This window comes from Paracoccaceae bacterium (assembly GCA_012103375.1).
Taxonomy (GTDB): domain Bacteria; phylum Pseudomonadota; class Alphaproteobacteria; order Rhodobacterales; family Rhodobacteraceae; genus WLWX01.
The window spans coordinates 2,613,146-2,630,260 of sequence record WLWX01000001.1; the positions used below are offsets into that span (position 1 = coordinate 2,613,146).

Consider the following 17,115-nt stretch of genomic DNA (forward strand, 5'->3'; position numbering starts at 1 on the left):
ATCATCCGGCCCCCAATATCAGCGGATGCCGATTATTCGGTCATTTCCATCAGACGGAAGGTAAAGCCCATACCATCCAGACCAAAGGCCTTTGCAGGGTCGCTGAGGGCCGGCACCTTGACCCGGTTTGATGCCGCGAAAACAGACTGGCAGCCATAGCCGTATACTGTTGGCGCAATCTCCATCAAGCGGGCGTTCAGTGCTGAATACGCGGCCTCACTTTCAGCCTCGGTGCTGGCAGAACGCCCCGCGTCCAGATATTCGTCCACTTTTGCATCGCTCAGATAGTCCGGCGACTGCCATGTGCCGGGCGTCGAGGAATGATACATGCCATAAAGCAGCGTATCAGGATCACCTGTCACCGCGTTCACGAACAACTGGCTGATGTGCGGCGTGTTTTCCGGCTTGTTGACCTGATCGGCGAACAGCGCCCAGGGAAGCTTCTTGATCTCGGACTTCACGCCCAACTGCGAAAGATTGGATTGGAACAACAGCGCAAAGCGTTCTTCGATCGGCACCTCGGCGATCCAGCTGACTTCGATATTCATATCTGCCGCATCATATTTGCAATCAGCCAGATATTGCTTGGCTTTGTCCATGTCCTGCACCAGCGCGCTGTCAAGCCCGTTTGAACCGAACATGCCGACCGGAATCGCACCGGTTGCCGGGCTGCCTGTGGGCACGTCATCCGTCACAGCGATCATTTGAATCGCTGTTCCATAGTCGAATGCATGGCGCATCGCCAACCGGCAATTCACATCATCAAGCGGCGCTTTGGTTGTGTTCATCTTGAGGTAGAAGCCACCAGATCCGCTTTCGGTCAGCAGCTGCGCGCCGTCTTCGGCCAAGGCCTTGATCACCTCGGGCGGCAACCACTGGCTTGCAATATCATGCTCTCCCTGCGCGATCAGCGTGCGCACGGTGGCGGCTTCAAGGCCATAGCGCAGGCGTACAGTATCTGGCGCGCTGTCTGCGACACCAAGGAAATAGTCGCCCCATTTCGACATCACCGTCTCTTCTTGCGGGTTGTGCGACTTAACGGAATAGGCCCCAGAACCGGCCGATGTGCCCGACAGGAACTCTTCGCCCCGGTATCTGATCGGTTCACCGCGAAAACCCGGCGGCTCATGCACATTGACCGAATGGCGTTGTGAGACTGCGAATGTGGTTGAAAGACGCTCGTAAGATATTTTCGCACCGGCAACAGAATACGCAGCCCGGCTTGATTTGTGGGTTGCAGAATTCATTTGTTTTAGTTGCTGCAATAACGCGCCGAGCGGCGTTTGCAACACTTCGGCAACAGCGCCCAATTCGCTGGAAACATTGCCTTCAGAATTTTCGCTCTTATTTTTGCACGACTAAAAAGATGGCCGCAATATTGGCGGCTGTCAGCATTTTTAATATTACTATATTTCTAACCGTTATCGAGAGTTTGCGCATGGATGACACGCGGCTTCGCAGGCGTCGGCAAAGCGGGTGCTTTGTCCGGCAGCCGAATAGGATAACATGGTAAGATCAACCACTCTTGGCTAATGTCGCAAGGGGCCGATTGTGTTGAAAAACTCCGAAATCAGAGCGTCGCGGATTTCTTGCGAAAACCTATGAAGCGAAATAGTCGGAAAGCTTTGACCACGAGACAGCGCATGGCTGCGCGTGAGCGCATGTAGGCGATTTGGGCCGACCCCCGCGCCAAAAATTTAGGATCGGGCTGCATGGAAAGAAAAATCATCGTTCAGGCCCTAAAACGGAGTTTTTCAACACAATCGGCCCAAAAGCGTTCGTGTCGACCATCTACGGATTCTTGATGGTGGCGAGAATTTGTAAGACGATGAATTTTCGCGCATTTCGCTTCGTCTTGCACATTCCAGAAGCGAATCCCGGTCAGGCTCCGGGATATCGCTTGAAATATGGGCGCGACAGTTTTTAATGGGCGTCGGAACTGGCTGCGGGGGGTCATGGACTGGATTGCTGTTGGATTGTGCGCCGATGTGCCCGCGCGCACGGTTGTGCCCCGACGTGTTCTGAACACTGATCTTGCGATCTGGTGCAGCACGGCTGGTGTTTTCCACGCATGGGGGGATCGCTGTCCGCACCGCGGGATGCGGTTGTCACATGGGTTTGTACGTGGCGAAACCTTGTCATGTATCTATCACGGATGGACCTATGACGGCGACGGGGCCTGCGTATCGATCCCCGCACACCCCGATCTGGTGCCACCGAAAAGCATCTGTGCGGCCCAATATGACTGTCAGGTCGCGGACGAGTTGATTTGGGTTGCATTGCAACCAACCCAAGCCCCCGTCCCTGACCTTGGTGCGCGTCGTGCGATCCGGTCCATAGATGTCGCACTGCCCGCTCAAACCGTAGCTGCGAAACTCAATCAGCCGTTCGCGCCTGTGATCGCACTGGGTGGGGTGCATGATTTATCACTTGCACTGCAGCCCAGTACCGATGCCGATTGCCTGCTGCACGCGTTTGCGGCCCCGGACCAGGACCGCAAAACGGTGTCGCACGCTTTGGAGCATATGCGCAACGAACTGGAGGCTGCGGCATGAGCCAATCCATCAAGGATTACTGGTATCCTGTCGGGCTTTTGTCTGCCATCGATGCGCCGCACCAAACCCTGTTGCTGGGCGCAGATATTACGGTCGGCCGCAAGGGCGGGTCGTTTTGGATCAAAGACGCCGCTGACAACGCACTACCGACGATTGAACGGTTCGGCCATCTGTGGACATGCCCGGGCACGCCAAACGGGGATCTGTTTACAATCCCCGAGGCCGGTAACCCAGGCCGGCAGCTGGTTGATGTCGGCTCTGTGCGCGTCAAATGCTCGCCTTTGCGGGCGGTGGAAAACTTTCTTGATATTGCGCATTTCCCCTTTGTGCACACGGATATCCTGGGGGCAGAGCCGCATACCGAAGTCGAACGCTACAATGTCAATATCCGCGAAGACGCGAACGAGGTTTGGGCAACGAAAGTGAAGTTTTTCCAGCCGCAAGCCGCGAAATCTGCGGAAGGCGGGATCACGACAGAATACATGTACCGCGTGGCCTCACCAACCTGTGCGGTGCTTTATAAAACATGCCCGCCGCGTCCGGGTGAATGGGATGTCATCACGCTGTTCGTGCAACCTCTGAACGAGGAATGGTGCGAGGTTTGGCCGTGGATGGCACTCTACGACGATGATTCTACAATGGCTGAGATGGTGAGTTTCCAGCAGTTGATCTTTATGCAGGACCGCTCAATCCTTGAAAATCAGATCCCAGCGAAACTGCCCTTGGATCCGGGGATGGAGGCACCGACCCAGGCGGATTTGACGTCGGTTGTGTATCGCAGGTGGCTTAAGAAAATCGGATACTTCTACGGCGCGCAATTGGTGGCGGCATGATCCTGTATGATTACGTGCTGAGCGCGAGCTGCTATAAAGTGCGCCTGATGGCGGCACTTCTTGGTCAGCCTTTGACGCCGAGGGCGGTGAATTTTCACCCCGCACGTGAACACAAATCGCCGGACATGCTGAAGCTCAACCCAAATGGCACGCTGCCAGTGCTGCAAGACGGGGACGACATTCTGACCGAGAGTGTTGATATGCTGCGGCATCTGACAGCGGATCACCCTTCATGGCGGGGGGATGATGATCGCTGGCTTGCGCTTGCCGCAGACCTGAACAACAGTCTTGGTATGGCGCGCCTGCATGATATTTTGCAATACGACGTAGATATCGACGCCGCGCGTGCCGCAGGCATCAAACAATTGCGCGTGCTAGAGGCGCATCTGACCGATCAGCGCTTTGATGGTCACATTTTCCTGACAGGTGATCGCCCGACAATTGCGGATATCGCCTGTTTCCCGAACACAGCGCTTGCACCTGACGGTGGGGTCAGCCTTGACACATACCCCTCAATCCGGCTGTGGATGCGGGCGATCCGGTCATTGCCGGGATTTATTGAAATGCCGGGCATCCACCGCCTGCACGAGCTTGAGTTTGCCACTTGACCGCTGTTTTGTTTGAAAACTGCACGGCGATCGTGACGTCCGCCCATGATCCGGTTCTTTGGGGCCAGGATATCCTGGCCGAAGACGGCGCGATAACGGCCGTTGGCCCGGACCTGCGCAGGACCGCGCCTGCGGGGGTCGAGGTTATCGATGGGGATGGGATGTTCATCTATCCCGGCCTCGTCAACACGCATCATCACTTTTTTCAATGCTTCGTGCGCAACCGGGCCGAGCTTGATTGGACCCGATTTTCGGTTATCGAATGGCTTGACCGGATTTATCTGATCTTTGCACGGCTGACCGAGGATTGCTTTTACCACAGCTCGGTTGTGGCCATGGCCGAGTTGATCAAACATGGCTGCACGACCGCGTTTGATCACCAGTATTGCTTTCCACGTCATGCGGGCTCTCGCATCATTGATCGCCAGTTTGAGGCGGCCGAGATGATGGGGATGCGGTTCCATGCGGGACGGGGCGGCAATACTTTGCCAAAGTCCGAAGGCAGCACGATCCCTGACGAGATGCTGGAAACCACTGACGGGTTCATCGCAGATTGTGAGCGCGCGATTGATACCTTCCATGATGCCAGCCCGCTTGCGATGCGGCGCGTCAGTGTCGCGCCCTGCCAACCTGTGAATTGCTACCGCGAGACGTTTGAGCAATCCGTTGCACTTGCGCGCGACAAAGGCGTGATCCTGCACAGCCATGTTGGCGAAGGTGAAAGCCCGGTGATCGAACAGGTTCATGGGATACGCACAGTGGATTATTGCGAAAGCCTCGGCTTTGCAGGGCCTGACGTGTTTTATGCCCATTGCTGGGAGCTGACCCGCGATGAACTGCGCAAGCTTGCGGCCTCTGGCACCGGTGTGTCGCATTGTTCCGAACCTGTGTATCTGGTCGGGGCCGAGATCACAGACATCCCCGCGATGGACGCTTTGGGCGTGCGCGTCGGGCTTGGGTGTGACGGGGCCGCCTCAAACGATAATTCGAACCTGATGCACTGCATCCATTCGTCATACATGCTGCAATGTCTTGCCGCTGGATCACGCGAGGATCCGGTGCCCAAGCCCGCCGTATTCCTTAGCTATGCGACCGAAGGCGGTGCTGCGTTGCTGGGCCGCGACGATATCGGCGCATTGCGCCCCGGCATGGCGGCGGACCTGTTTGCCATTGATACGCGGCGCCTGGACTATGTTGGCACCCGCCATGACCCGGTAAGCCTGCTGGCCAAAGTTGGGATCGGCACAACGGTGGACCTGACCATGATCAACGGGCGCATCGTCTGGCGCAACGGGGCATTTCCACATTTGGACGAAACGGCGCTTTTTGCGGCCGCAGAACAAACACTTCAAACGATACTACCACACCAATCAGGGGGAATATAATGTCAGATACCGTAAAACGCCGTAGCTTTCTCAAAGGGGCGCTGGCCGCCAGCACCGCCGTCGCGCTGCCGATGCGCGCTATGGCCCAGGATGCGTTGAAGATGGGGGTGGTGCTGCCATCACCAGAGGCTGACGTCGGTTGGTCGCACACCTTGATGGAAGGCGTGCGCAGTGTGCAAGCGGCCTACGGCGATCAGTTGGAAGTCACAGTTCTGGAAAACATCGCAGAAGGCCCGGACGCAGATCGCATCGCCAATGGGCTGGTCGCCGAAGGGCACAATGTGCTTCTGCTGGGGTCCTTTGGCTATCAAAACGGCGGCATTCAAATTGCGCAACGCCGCCGCGATGTGTCGATCATTCATGCCTCTGGCTACCTGACCGAGCCGAATTTTGCGCCATTCACTGCCAAATACTGGCAAGGCACCTATCTGATGGGCATGGCTGCCGCATCCTTGAGCAAGTCCAAAAAGATCGGCTGCGTCGGTGCCTTTGCAATCCCCGAGCTGATCACGTCAATCAACGCGTTCCAGTTGGGTGCGCAATCGATTGATCCCGACATCGAGCTGAGCGTCGTTTGGGTCAACAGCTGGTTCGATCCCGCGTCCGAACAGGAAGCCGCCAAGGCGCTGATCTCGCAGGGTGTTGATGTGATCTTCTCGAACGCGCAAGACACGCCATCTGTCATCGCGGTGGCCGAGGAAGCTGGCGTCTATTCCTGGAACCTCAACTCTTCGATGAAAACCTATGCGCCTGCGAAATACCTTGGCGTTGTGGGCACCAATTGGGGACCGCACTTCAAGCGTTTGGTTGATGCCCATGTGGCTGGCGATTTCCCCGGAGAGAACTTCTGGCTCGGCATGGAAGATGGCATTGTTTACACCGCCGATTGGAACCCGGACATACCGGCTGAGATTGTAAGCCAGATCGAAGCCCGTCAGGCCGCGATTCTGGATGGGTCTTTTATTGTGTTCCAGGGCCCGATCGTTGACCAGGCTGGCACAGAGCGTGTGGCTGATGGCGTAGCAATGACAGATGGCGAAATCATCGGTATGGACTGGCACGTCGCGGGTGTGACCACGCCTTTGCCTTCATGAAAAAGCCGGCACTTTTGACCTTGTCGGGCGTGTCAAAACGCTACGGCAAGGTTCAGGCCAACAGCGCGATTGATCTTGAGGTACACTCAGGGTCAATCCACGCCGTATTGGGCGAAAACGGCGCGGGGAAATCCACGCTGATGAAGTTGATCTATGGGGTTGAGCGGCCCGACGAAGGCACGATTGTCTGGAACGGCACACCGGTAAGTTTCAACCGGCCCTCTGATGCGCAGGCACTGGGGATTGGCATGGTGTTCCAGCACTTTTCGCTGTTTGAAACGCTGAACGTTGTGCAAAATGTCTCACTGATGATCCCTGGCCGCCAGCAAGACCTGGCGCGCAAGATTACGGATCTCGGCGAAAAGTTCGGCCTGACGGTCGATCCGCACGCAATGATTCACACCCTGTCAGTCGGCGAACGTCAGCGGGTTGAAATCATTCGCTGCCTTTTGCTTGACCCAAAGCTGCTTATTCTGGATGAGCCTACATCGGTCCTGCCGCCGCAAAGCGTGCAATTGTTGTTTGAGACGTTGCGCAAACTGCAGGCGGCTGGCACGGCGATCTTGTTTATCTCCCACAAGCTCGAAGAAATTCGCGCGTTATGCGACGAGGCGACGGTGCTTCGCGGCGGTGCCGTGACCGGCCGCGTGGATCCGCGCGCGCAAGACGCACGTGCATTGGCGCAAATGATGATTGGCCATGAGATGCCAAAAGTCGATGCAGCACGCGCGGTGACGCCGGGTTCTGTTCGCCTGGCGCTTAAGGGGTTGAGCCATCCGCGGGCGTCACGTTTTGGCACGACCCTGACAGACATCAATCTTGACCTGCGGGCAGGGCAAATCATTGGAATCGCGGGTATTTCCGGCAACGGACAGCAGGAATTGGCTGCGCTGATTTCGGGTGAAACCCGTGCACAGCGCAAAGACTTGGTGCAGATCATGGGTCAGAACGCTGGCCTGCTCGACGCGCAGAAACGCCGCCAACTTGGCTTTTCTTTCGTGCCAGAGGAACGTCTGGGGCGCGGTGCAGTTCCCGAAATGTCATTGGCGGACAACAGCCTGCTTACCGGGCACCGACAGGGGATGTTGAAAGGCGGGTTTATCAGGCGACAGGTCGAACGCGACTATACGCGCCGCTGCATTGAAGACTTCGACGTCCGCACACCCGGCCCCGATGCCGAAGCGGGGGCCATGTCCGGTGGCAACCTGCAGAAATTCATCCTTGGTCGCGAGATCATGCTGAATCCAGACGTCATGCTTGTCTCACAGCCGACTTGGGGCGTGGATATTGGTGCGGCAACCGCGATCCGCCGCCGCCTGGTTGAAATGCGTGCGCAGGGTGCTGCGATCCTCGTGATCTCGGAAGAGTTGGAAGAGCTCTTTGAAATTTGTGACAGTCTGCATGTGCTGCACGAAGGCCGTCTTTCAAAGGCCCTGACAGTGGCAGACACGTCAGCCGAAGAGGTGGGCGCATATATGATTGGTGCATCGGAATGAAACTGCGCCTTATCCGCCGCGATGCGGCCTCGCGAATGGCGATGTTTGGTGCGCCCGTATTGGCGCTGCTCTTGACCTGCCTCACCAGCCTGATCTTGTTTGCCGCCCTTGGCATCCCGGCTGACAAAGCCTTGCACGCGCTTTTACTCAAACCCTTCCTCAGCTGGTACAGCTTCGCCGAAATCTTGTTGAAAATGGCGCCATTGCTGCTGATAGCCCAAGGGCTTGCCATCGGGTTCCGCGCCAATGTGTTTAACATCGGTGCCGAAGGGCAGTTCATTATCGGGGCAATCTGTGCCTCGGCCTTTCCGGTCTATTATCCGGAGGGGAATTTCCCGGCGATGCTGCCTGCGATGATCTTTGCCGGTGGCCTGGGCGGGATGGCGTTCGCGTCTATTGCTGCGGGCTTGCGCACCAGGTTTGGCGCGTCAGAGATCCTTGTGACCCTGATGCTAAGCCTGATTGCCGTGCAAATCCTGAACTACCTGCTGCTGGGCCCGTGGAAAGACCCGCGTGGGTTCAATTTCCCGCAGTCCGTCAGGTTCCCTGAGAATGCGCAGCTGCCGTTGTTGTTTGAAAATGTGCGCCCGAATGTGTCGTTGCTGTTCGCCTTTATCGGGAGCCTTTTCGCCTATCTGATGATGGAAAGACACTTTCGCGGCTATCAGTTGCGCACCGCAGGGCTTGCGCCCAAGGCCGCACTCTATGCAGGTTTCAGCGCGCCGCGCATGATCTGGTTAAGCCTTGCCCTGGGCGGCATTGCTGCCGGGATCGCTGGCGCAAGCGAAGTTGCGGGCCCCCTGGGGCAACTGCAGCGGTCTGTGTCCAGCGGCTATGGTTATGCGGCGATTATCGTTGCCTATGTTGGCGGTCTGCGGCCTTTGGGCATCATCGCGTCCAGCTTTCTGATCTCGGTGCTTTATATTGGCGGTGACAGCGCCACCGTCTCGGCCGGTTTGCCGGTGGCGGCGGTTGAGGTGTTCCAGGGCATGCTGTTGTCGTTCTATCTGCTCACCTTCACGCTCATCCGTTTTCGTCTGCAAATCGAGCGTGGAGTCCCGGCATGAGCGCGCTTGAATTCCTGCTGGCCGGCACGCTCGCCGCCGCTTTGCCGCTGATGCTTGCCGCACTTGGCGAGATGGTGGTCGAGAAGACCGGCCTGTTGAACCTTGGGCTGGAGGGTATGATGGCAATTGGCGCAGCCATCGCGTTCATCTGCGTCTACCATTCTGGCAGCCATAGTCTTGGCTTCCTTGCCGCCGCGCTTGTTAGTACCGCGCTGGCGCTGATCTTCGCGTTCCTGGTGATTGTTGTCCAAGCCAATCAGGTCGCTGCGGGTCTTGCCGTGGGCGTGCTAGGGCTGGGCCTTTCAGCACTTTTTGGGAAGACCTATGAAAGCCTGACCATATCGGGTTTGCAGGAAATCGGGTTTCCTGTGCTGTCGCAGATCCCGGTGATTGGCCCGACAGTTATGACACAAGACATTGTGGTTTGGCTGACCCTGATCGGCACCGTTGCGCTTTGGTATGTCTTGAACAAGACTAAGCTGGGGCTGATCAGCGCGGCGGTTGGTGAAAACGCAGACGCGGCGCGTGCTATTGGCTATCCCGTTGGGTTGATCCGCACAGTTGCAGTGGCCTTTGGTGGGGCAATGTGTGGTCTTGCCGGGGCCTATGCGTCAACCGTCTATACCCCACTTTGGGCCGATGGCATGATCGCCGGGCGTGGCTGGATCGCCCTTGCGCTGGTTGTTTTTGGCACCTGGCGCACAGGCCGCGTGGTCTTTGGCGCGATGCTTTTCGTGGTGTTATCGCTGGGTGAACTTACAGCGCAAGCCGTGGGCGTGGCAATTCCATCGCAGGTTCTGGCAAGCTTGCCTTACGTTGTCACAATCCTGATGCTGGTGGCCATCTCGCGTCATCAGCGACATGTTTCGTAGCCTCAAAAACCGTTAACCTGCGCGAACAAGAATGGCTCCGACGACGATGAGCGCCATCAGGCGTATGCGTCTGGGTCCCACAGTCTCCTTAAGGAACAACACACCGATCAAAGCTGAGAACAAGACGGAGGTTTCGCGCAAGACCACCGCAATCCCGACGCTGTCCAATCGTGTGGCCATCATAATGCAGCCAAAACTAAGAGGGGCCAGAACGCCGCCTGCGATCCCCCTTGCAACCAACGGAGGAAGTGCAGGAACCGAAAGCTTCCATTGCCTGACCCAAAAGAACACGAAGATCGGAATCGTAATGGAATCAACAGCGAAGAACCAAAAAACAAAACTCAGCGGGTCGGGCATCTGGCGAATGCCGTAGGCGTCAAAGGTGGTGTAGGCCGCGACCATGATGCCGGTCAGCGCTGCCAATCCCAACGCCGGCAGCAGCGTTTCACGACCGGTTTGCAGTTTCCGCCAGCTATTGATCCCAAGCCCGAATATCCCAAGTACCAGCGCGGCAATCCCGGACCATTGCCAGACCGAATAAACCTCTTGAAACACGATGCCCGATACGATCACCGTCGCCAGAACGCTGGATCCGCGCACCACCGGGTAAACGACTGTGTAGGCCCCGCGCGCATATGTCATGCCCTGAAACGCCTTATAGACGTTGTGGATGACGAACACCCCTACGAATAGCCAGATATGTTCTGCTTTTGGCCATGGGACCAGAAACAGGGCGACGGGCCATGCCAGCAGAAACAGGGCAATATCAATTGCGGCACGACTGATCCACGGGTTATCGCGGCCATTCTGCAGCGCGCCGAAACTGGCATGAAAAACCGCGGCCAAAAGCGCCAATATCATCGCCAGCTTCGGGGCGAAATCAGTTCCCTCAATTGAAAGCAGCCAGGCGGACAGATCACCCAGCACTTACAATGCCCCGGTATCGGTCGAGGTCAAAGAGGATCGCATCTGTCACGCGGCTGATCAGCCGATGTCTTGCTTTAAGGCGGCCGTCACTTCAAGCAATACCGGGGCGTATCGCGGCAGGCTTTTTACGCCAAGAACAGACCTAGAATGTCGTCCGCGTGGTCCAAGAACTTCAATTAACCTGCCCGATGCGGCATCGGCAACCTGCGAGATTTCGGCAAAGCCGTCGCCATGTGCGACAAAACATTTCGCCCTGAGGATACTGTCAATGTTGGCCAGGCCGCCGGCGCAATGATCCAGCCACGCCAGCGACTGATCGGCACATATCGTCGCGGCGCGCTGCGCCTGTGCCAAATCCACCTCGACCCCGACAATACCCCTGACCGCCAATTCGCCCGCTTCCTTGGGAATTTGCCCCGCCAGATATGCGTATTTTCCATGAACGGTGATTGGATCATAGTTGAATACCGTCGGTTCAGGCGTGGGCAATACGACCGCTGAGAAATCATGGGAATTGTTATTGGCAATGCTGCGTTCGTTTGTCATTTCATGTGCCTCCTGCACTTAACCGCCGCTCATAAGGTTTGGAAGAAAGGTCACAATACTCGGGAACGCGATCAGGACTGCGACGGTCAGAACATCGGCCACAAAGAACGGAATACACCCGCGAAAGACGTCTTGAACCTTGATTTTCGGAACCACCGCACTGACCACAAAACAATTCAAGCCAATCGGCGGGGTGATCAGGCAAAGCTCGACCATTTTCACCACGATGATACCGAACCAGATCGTATCAAATCCCAATTCGACGATCGCCGGATGCACCACTGGCAAGGTCAACAAAAGCATGCCAATCGCATCCATGAACATGCCCAGAATGGCATAGGCCAGAAGGATGAATATCAAGATCGTCATCGGCGAATACTCAAGCGTGCCGATCCAATTGGCAAAGGCAACGGGCAGACCCGCAAACCCCAGGAACCGGACATAAATCAGAACGCCCCAGATCATCGTAAAGATCATCGCCGTCAGCTTGGCAGTTTCCAAAAGCGCGTCTTTCAATGCGCCGGCGGGCATGCGCCGGATCATCGCCAATACGAAGACGACAAATGCACCAAGTGCGCCAGCTTCTGTCGGGGTCGCCCAGCCGAAATACATCGACCCGAAAATAATGAAGATCACCGCAAATATCGGAAAAGTCCCAGGCAGAGATCTTACTTTTTCCTGAAGCGAGAAGACCCGGGTTTTCGGTCCGATTTCGGGTTTCAACATCACCGAAATCACGATGATCCCTACATAAATAAACGCCGAGACGATCCCCGGCAGGAAACCCGCCAGCAGTAGCTGACCGACAGATTCCTCGACGATGATGGCATAGATAACCAGAATGGCACTTGGCGGGATAAGCGTGGCCAAAGTGCCGCCAGCGGCGACCACCCCGGCTGCAAGGCGTTGGTTATACCCCTCGTTCAGCATTTCGGGAATTGCGATACGTGAAAACACTGCCGCCGTCGCAGTGCTTGCGCCCGACACGGCTGCAAAGCCCGCAGTCGCAAATACTGTGGCAACCGCCAACCCACCGGGCAGTCGGCCCAGCCAGCGCCTTGATGCCTCAAACAGGGCTTTGGTTATCCCTGCGTGAAATGCCAGAAACCCGATCAGGATGAACATTGGCAAAACAGACAGCGCATAAGTCACTGTTTTGGAATGCGGAATTGTTCCAGCCATGCCAAATGCGATGGGGATGGCTTTTGCAAACCCGACCTTCTGGGTGAAAATGGCCACCAACCCCAGTGTCCCGGCCAGTGCGGCTGCGAATGCCACGCGCATGCCGCCCAGAACACAGACCAGCATGAAACCCGTAAAGATAAGCCCGATTTCCAAACTTGTCATTTGTGGACATTCCTTGTGGTGACCTGCTCGGCCTCGATACTGGCTTGTTTGGCCACGTCGGCGATAAGGGGGACCCCAACCGGAACCGCGTTGGGATGAAGAAACAGGCGCACAAATCCCGCCAGTTGCAAAGCAAGGCGAACCGACAGCACGCCCAGTGCGATTGCCACCAGTAATTTGAATGGCCAAATAGGCAGGTTAATGTCGATCGTGCTGTCACCATTTACCCAAGCGCGCAGAAAATGGTCAAAACTGTACCGGCACAGAACCAGAATAATGGCGAGGGCTGCCAATGTCGTGATAGCTTCGAACAGCCACAGAACCCTTCCCTTTGGAAGTTTGTCGAGCACCAGTTCCATGCGCACATGCCCGCCCAGACGCTGGCAATAAGCCACGCCCAAGAAGGCGAAGATCGCAATGGATTGTTCTGCATAATCGATATAGCCGGGTATCAGTACGTTCAGCAGTTTTCGGCTGAACACCTGAATGGTGGCCAAAAACATCAGGAAAAATATGAACCCTGCGGCGGTCAGGTTCAGGGCGTTTTCCAGCTTTCGGTAATGTTGATCGAGCACCCCGATCAATGCCCCGCCGTGACTGTCAGCCGTCATGATCCTGCCCAGTATTTTGGAAAGCGTTGCGCATAGGATAATCCTTCTGCGATGTGCCCCACCCCTGTTTCAGCAAGGGTGGGAGCCATCAAAGATGCGCCTATTTGGTCGCTTCGGCAGCTGTTGCCAGCACCAGATCAAGAAGCTCTTGCGCCGGAACACCGGCTGCTGATTGCTCTTCAATCCACGCGGCCCAGACCGGTACGGCGGCCTTGGCCTGAAACTCGGCCAGATCCTCATCGCTGTAGGTGATTTTTTCGATGCCTTGTTCGTCGGCAATCGGTTCGTATTTGGCAATTGAAGACCCATAGGCATCCTTCAAAGCGGCATAGGCAACGTCGACAGCCTCATCCAGCAACGTGCGGTGGTCGTCCGAAAGGGCATTGTAGGCGTCGATATTCACGACAGCCGGGCAATTCACGGAACCCGGCGTCAGGTTCGTTGTGCGCCAGGTCGACACCTCGTTCACCTTATAGGAGAAGTGCGAATAGAACGCGAAGGCCGCCGCATCAACCGTTCCGCTTTCAATCGCCGCATAGGTTTCGGGCGCCGTTACCGTCGTCGGGACTGCCCCAATCGCCTCCATCGCCTTGCCAATTCCGCCCAGTGCGCGCACGCGCATTCCTTCAAAATCCGACAGTTTCGTCGGGGCAGGTCCGCGACCCATGAATTCATACTGTGGAAGGATTGTGTTGAAAAACTCCGAAATCAGAGCGTCGCGGATTTCTTGCGAAAACCTATGAAGCGAAATAGTCGGAAAGCTTTGACCACGAGACAGCGCATGGCTGCGCGTGAGCGCATGTAGGCGATTTGGGCCGACCCCCGCGCCAAAAATTTAGGATCGGGCTGCATGGAAAGAAAAATCATCGTTCAGGCCCTAAAACGGAGTTTTTCAACACAATCGAAGTGCCGCAGACATCAGAAGCTTTGCGTTCCATTTGGCCAGTTCTTCTTGCACGTAAGGGTGCCTGTAAATCGCAAGATCGACCGCCTTTTGAACCTCGGCGTTCGGGATCGGCAACATGGGCAGTTCCAAAACGGTGACAGACCGGTTCTTGTCAGGGTGGTAGGACGCACAGAATGCAGCCATTTCAAACGCACCCAGTGCAATGCCATCCAGGTTTTCGCGCGGCTTGGACAGCGTGCCGCCATAGTTGACCGTGATGGTAAATTCCCCACCCGATTTTTCTGCGACATAGGCGGCCATTGCTTCAAAGCCTTCGGTGAAGGCGCGGCGTTTGCCCCAGTGTGAGACGCTCCAGTTCACTTGCTCGGCCACTGCTGCAGTTGGTGTACCAATGGTCCCGATGGACGCACCTGCGGCAATCAACGAAATGCCGAGTGCCGATTTGATCGACGACTTGAAGTTCATCCTCATTTGGTCTTCCTCCCAAAAAATGTGGCCCAAGCTTCGCAATGGATCTCAGGCTGAAGCAAGCCGAGTTTTCGCGTTTTCTAATAAATTAGTGCTACTTATATGGAATCGTTATGAGTTCGGAGGATCTTCCTATAGCTCCCAGCGTGGCTTGAGCACGTCTTTGAGTTGCTCGGAAAAAGCCTCGGCCGCGGGGGATAGCGATCTGTTGGGGCGCGTCACCAGTGCAATTTCACGAAACAGCGGCGGATCAACCAAGGTACGGAAAACAAGGCCATTTTCGTCTTTCGCCAAGGCCAGATGCGGCAAGGCCCCAATCCCGATATTTGCTCGAAGCATTGCAAGAACAGGGCCGATATTTGCCGCTTCGATCAAGGGCTTCCTGATATTTTCCGGCCGCTCCCTGACGGTTTCAAACAGCGGGCGCAATCCTGTATCCAAACCGAAGGAAATGAACTGATACGCTGCCAGTTCAGACCAGGCGACAGGTCCGGTGGTCTGCGCCAGTTCATGTTCGGGATGGGCAGAAGTGGCTCGAACATCAGATCTGCGTCGCCATCGACATGGCCAGCAACGCCCAAATCAACCTCTCCGTTGCGGACTTGCTGACAAATTGCTTTGGTATTGTCATCTCTGACCGAGATTCGAATGTTGGGGTATTTCGCCGCAAAACTCGCAACCGTGTCAGGCAAAACATTTGTCGCAATCGAATGAAGCACCGCCAGCGAAACCCGACCTCTCCTTCGCTCGGCCGTTGCCAACAGATCTTGCAACGCCGCGTCCAGATCTTCGTTCAAACGCTCGATCGTCGGCAGAAAATTCGCGGCTTCAGCGGTCAAATGGAGTTCTTTGGTCGTGCGGTCGAAAAGTTTCAGACCAAGCGCGGTCTCCAGCTGTTTGATCAAAAGACTGATTGACGGCTGTGAGGTCGCAAGCGCTTCTGCTGCCCTGGTAAACGACCGTTCCCTCGCAACCGCTACAAATGCCCTTAACTGATTTAGGGTAATATTCATCAAGCATATCCAGGTTCACAGACAAGCCTAGGTTAGTTCGGCCCGGAACATAAGTTCAATCTGCCCGGCGGATCGGCGGAGGTATGAAGCAAACACCCCCACCGGGTGTTAAGTCCCGGCATTGGGTGGGTTGCTGGTGTTGGGTTTCTGTGTTCGTCGTCAGGGTTTTTGGCCCCAAGTGCGGCCTAAACAAAGAGAGAGATTGGCTCATCTGGTTGTCTAGCCCCCAAGTTCTGGGCCATTTCTGATTAGAGTTTCTGGCATTGGTGGTCGCATGTTCAGAGCCTGGTGCGGACGTGTGTGGTTGTACTGCTTAAGCCAATGATTGATGACGATCTGTGCCTGTTTCGTTGTTGTGAACCATTCAGCGTTGAGGATCTCGTGCCGGAGAGTGCCGTTGAACCTCTCGTTGTATCCGTTTTCCCAAGGGGACCCCGGATAGATTCTAATTGGTCGAACACCAACGCGAACCAACCACTCCTGCATCGCCTTGGCTACGAACTCTGGGCCGTTGTCGGAGCGGATATACTCCGGCGTGCCATGGCAGAGGAGCAGCGGATATAGCGCCTCCAGAACATCTTCGGCGCCCATCCTGCTGCGAACTTCCACGGCCAGGGCCTGCCGGGTGTACTCATCCAGAACGGTCAGCATCTTGTAGCTCCGGCCATTGCTGAGCTTGTCGTGAACGAAGTCGATGCTCCAGATGTGGTTCGGATGCGTCGGCCTGAGGCGAATGATCGAGCTGTCCTTGTGATAAAGCCGTCTGCGCTTCCTGTGCCGCTGCGGGAGTTGCAGTCCTTCTTCCTGCCAGAGACGCTCAACCTTCTTATGATTGACCCGCCAGCCCTCGATGCGCAGGAGTTCCGAAACTTTACGATAGCCGTAGCGCCCATATTGCTTGGCCAGGCGGATCAAAGCGAGCCGTAGAGCATCATCGTCTTTTGGCGCGGGTCGATATTGCAGAGAGTTTCGCGCCAGACCGACGACCCGGCAGGTCCTCCGCTCCGAGGTCGCGAGCTTTTGGCGCGTATGAATAACGGCCTGACGGAGCTCCCCAGTCGTCAGGCCCTGGGCTTTAAGTAGTTCAGGCTTTCTTTGAGGATCAGCTTGTCCAATTCAAGCTCAGCGACGATCTTCTTGAGACGCCCATTCTCCTTTTCCAGGCTGCGCATCTCCGACAACTGCGACCGTCCCATACCACCAAACCGTTTCCGCCAGTTGTAATATGTCGCATCGCTGATGCCGACGCTACGACACGCCGATGCAACGTCACTTCCTCCCGTCAGCTTCAGCTCAATCTCACGCAGCAGCTTCAATACATCTTCGTCCGAATGCCGTTTCCGTGCCATTACATATTCCCCTCTCAAGACCAATGTAGTGGCCCAG

General features: G+C 56.2%; 19 protein-coding genes. 8 read left to right on the forward strand and 11 right to left on the reverse strand.

Annotated features, from left to right (window positions below):
• Positions 1 to 32 precede the first annotated feature (32 nt).
• Positions 33 to 1,247 (reverse strand): hypothetical protein, encoded by a 1,215-nt coding sequence (locus GKR99_13335; protein NKB28473.1) that lies wholly within the window; start codon positions 1,245 to 1,247, stop codon positions 33 to 35.
• A 708-nt stretch (positions 1,248 to 1,955) separates the two neighbouring features.
• Between GKR99_13335 and GKR99_13340 the strand changes: the two genes are divergently transcribed.
• From GKR99_13340 to GKR99_13375, 8 genes are read left to right on the forward strand one after another with little or no spacing between them, the layout of a single operon-like run.
• On the forward strand, positions 1,956 to 2,555 hold the full coding sequence (locus tag GKR99_13340) for a Rieske 2Fe-2S domain-containing protein (protein ID NKB28474.1): 600 nt from the start codon (positions 1,956 to 1,958) through the stop codon (positions 2,553 to 2,555).
• Positions 2,552 to 3,388 (forward strand): aromatic ring-hydroxylating dioxygenase subunit alpha, encoded by an 837-nt coding sequence (locus tag GKR99_13345; protein NKB28475.1) that lies wholly within the window; start codon positions 2,552 to 2,554, stop codon positions 3,386 to 3,388. The genes GKR99_13340 and GKR99_13345 overlap by 4 nt, the downstream gene beginning before the upstream one ends.
• Positions 3,385 to 3,996, forward strand: coding sequence for a glutathione S-transferase family protein (locus GKR99_13350; protein ID NKB28476.1), 612 nt, complete (start codon positions 3,385 to 3,387; stop codon positions 3,994 to 3,996). The genes GKR99_13345 and GKR99_13350 overlap by 4 nt, the downstream gene beginning before the upstream one ends.
• Positions 3,993 to 5,381, forward strand: coding sequence for an amidohydrolase family protein (locus tag GKR99_13355; protein ID NKB28477.1), 1,389 nt, complete (start codon positions 3,993 to 3,995; stop codon positions 5,379 to 5,381). Before GKR99_13350 ends, GKR99_13355 begins: the two co-directional genes overlap by 4 nt.
• Positions 5,381 to 6,475: a BMP family ABC transporter substrate-binding protein gene (locus GKR99_13360; protein NKB28478.1), complete on the forward strand. Its 1,095-nt coding sequence runs from the start codon at positions 5,381 to 5,383 to the stop codon at positions 6,473 to 6,475. Before GKR99_13355 ends, GKR99_13360 begins: the two co-directional genes overlap by 1 nt.
• Positions 6,472 to 7,971 (forward strand): ATP-binding cassette domain-containing protein, encoded by a 1,500-nt coding sequence (locus GKR99_13365; GenBank protein ID NKB28479.1) that lies wholly within the window; start codon positions 6,472 to 6,474, stop codon positions 7,969 to 7,971. The genes GKR99_13360 and GKR99_13365 overlap by 4 nt, the downstream gene beginning before the upstream one ends.
• The gene (locus tag GKR99_13370) at positions 7,968 to 9,038 is read left to right on the forward strand and encodes an ABC transporter permease (GenBank protein NKB28480.1); all 1,071 of its coding nucleotides are present in this window, start codon (positions 7,968 to 7,970) and stop codon (positions 9,036 to 9,038) included. The genes GKR99_13365 and GKR99_13370 overlap by 4 nt, the downstream gene beginning before the upstream one ends.
• Entirely contained in the window at positions 9,035 to 9,910 is an 876-nt protein-coding gene (locus GKR99_13375; protein ID NKB28481.1) for an ABC transporter permease, read from the forward strand. The genes GKR99_13370 and GKR99_13375 overlap by 4 nt, the downstream gene beginning before the upstream one ends.
• Before the next feature lie 12 nt (positions 9,911 to 9,922).
• Here GKR99_13375 and GKR99_13380 read toward each other — a convergent pair whose 3' ends face one another.
• The 10 genes from GKR99_13380 to GKR99_13425 form a co-directional block, all read right to left on the reverse strand.
• Complete coding sequence (locus tag GKR99_13380; GenBank protein NKB28482.1) at positions 9,923 to 10,825, reverse strand: EamA family transporter; 903 nt, start codon at positions 10,823 to 10,825, stop codon at positions 9,923 to 9,925.
• A gap of 69 nt (positions 10,826 to 10,894) precedes the next feature.
• Positions 10,895 to 11,383, reverse strand: coding sequence for a RidA family protein (locus GKR99_13385; GenBank protein NKB28483.1), 489 nt, complete (start codon positions 11,381 to 11,383; stop codon positions 10,895 to 10,897).
• A gap of 18 nt (positions 11,384 to 11,401) precedes the next feature.
• Positions 11,402 to 12,730 (reverse strand): TRAP transporter large permease subunit, encoded by a 1,329-nt coding sequence (locus tag GKR99_13390; protein ID NKB28484.1) that lies wholly within the window; start codon positions 12,728 to 12,730, stop codon positions 11,402 to 11,404.
• A complete protein-coding gene (locus GKR99_13395) occupies positions 12,727 to 13,341 on the reverse strand; it encodes a TRAP transporter small permease subunit (GenBank protein ID NKB28485.1) in 615 nt (204 codons plus the stop codon). Before GKR99_13395 ends, GKR99_13390 begins: the two co-directional genes overlap by 4 nt.
• A 100-nt stretch (positions 13,342 to 13,441) precedes the next feature.
• Positions 13,442 to 14,008 carry a hypothetical protein gene (locus tag GKR99_13400; GenBank protein ID NKB28486.1) on the reverse strand — a complete coding sequence of 189 codons (567 nt, stop codon included), beginning with the start codon at positions 14,006 to 14,008 and terminating at the stop codon, positions 13,442 to 13,444.
• Positions 14,009 to 14,233: 225 nt separating this feature from the next.
• Positions 14,234 to 14,713 (reverse strand): hypothetical protein, encoded by a 480-nt coding sequence (locus GKR99_13405; GenBank protein NKB28487.1) that lies wholly within the window; start codon positions 14,711 to 14,713, stop codon positions 14,234 to 14,236.
• A gap of 135 nt (positions 14,714 to 14,848) precedes the next feature.
• Positions 14,849 to 15,223: a hypothetical protein gene (locus GKR99_13410; GenBank protein ID NKB28488.1), complete on the reverse strand. Its 375-nt coding sequence runs from the start codon at positions 15,221 to 15,223 to the stop codon at positions 14,849 to 14,851.
• Positions 15,088 to 15,729, reverse strand: a complete 642-nt coding sequence (locus GKR99_13415) for a LysR family transcriptional regulator (GenBank protein ID NKB28489.1) — start codon at positions 15,727 to 15,729, stop codon at positions 15,088 to 15,090. The genes GKR99_13410 and GKR99_13415 overlap by 136 nt, the downstream gene beginning before the upstream one ends.
• 219 nt (positions 15,730 to 15,948) lie before the next feature.
• A complete protein-coding gene (locus GKR99_13420; GenBank protein NKB28490.1) occupies positions 15,949 to 16,845 on the reverse strand; it encodes an IS3 family transposase in 897 nt (298 codons plus the stop codon).
• Positions 16,791 to 17,078 (reverse strand): transposase, encoded by a 288-nt coding sequence (locus GKR99_13425; GenBank protein NKB28491.1) that lies wholly within the window; start codon positions 17,076 to 17,078, stop codon positions 16,791 to 16,793. Before GKR99_13425 ends, GKR99_13420 begins: the two co-directional genes overlap by 55 nt.
• Between the last annotated feature and the right edge of the window lie 37 nt (positions 17,079 to 17,115).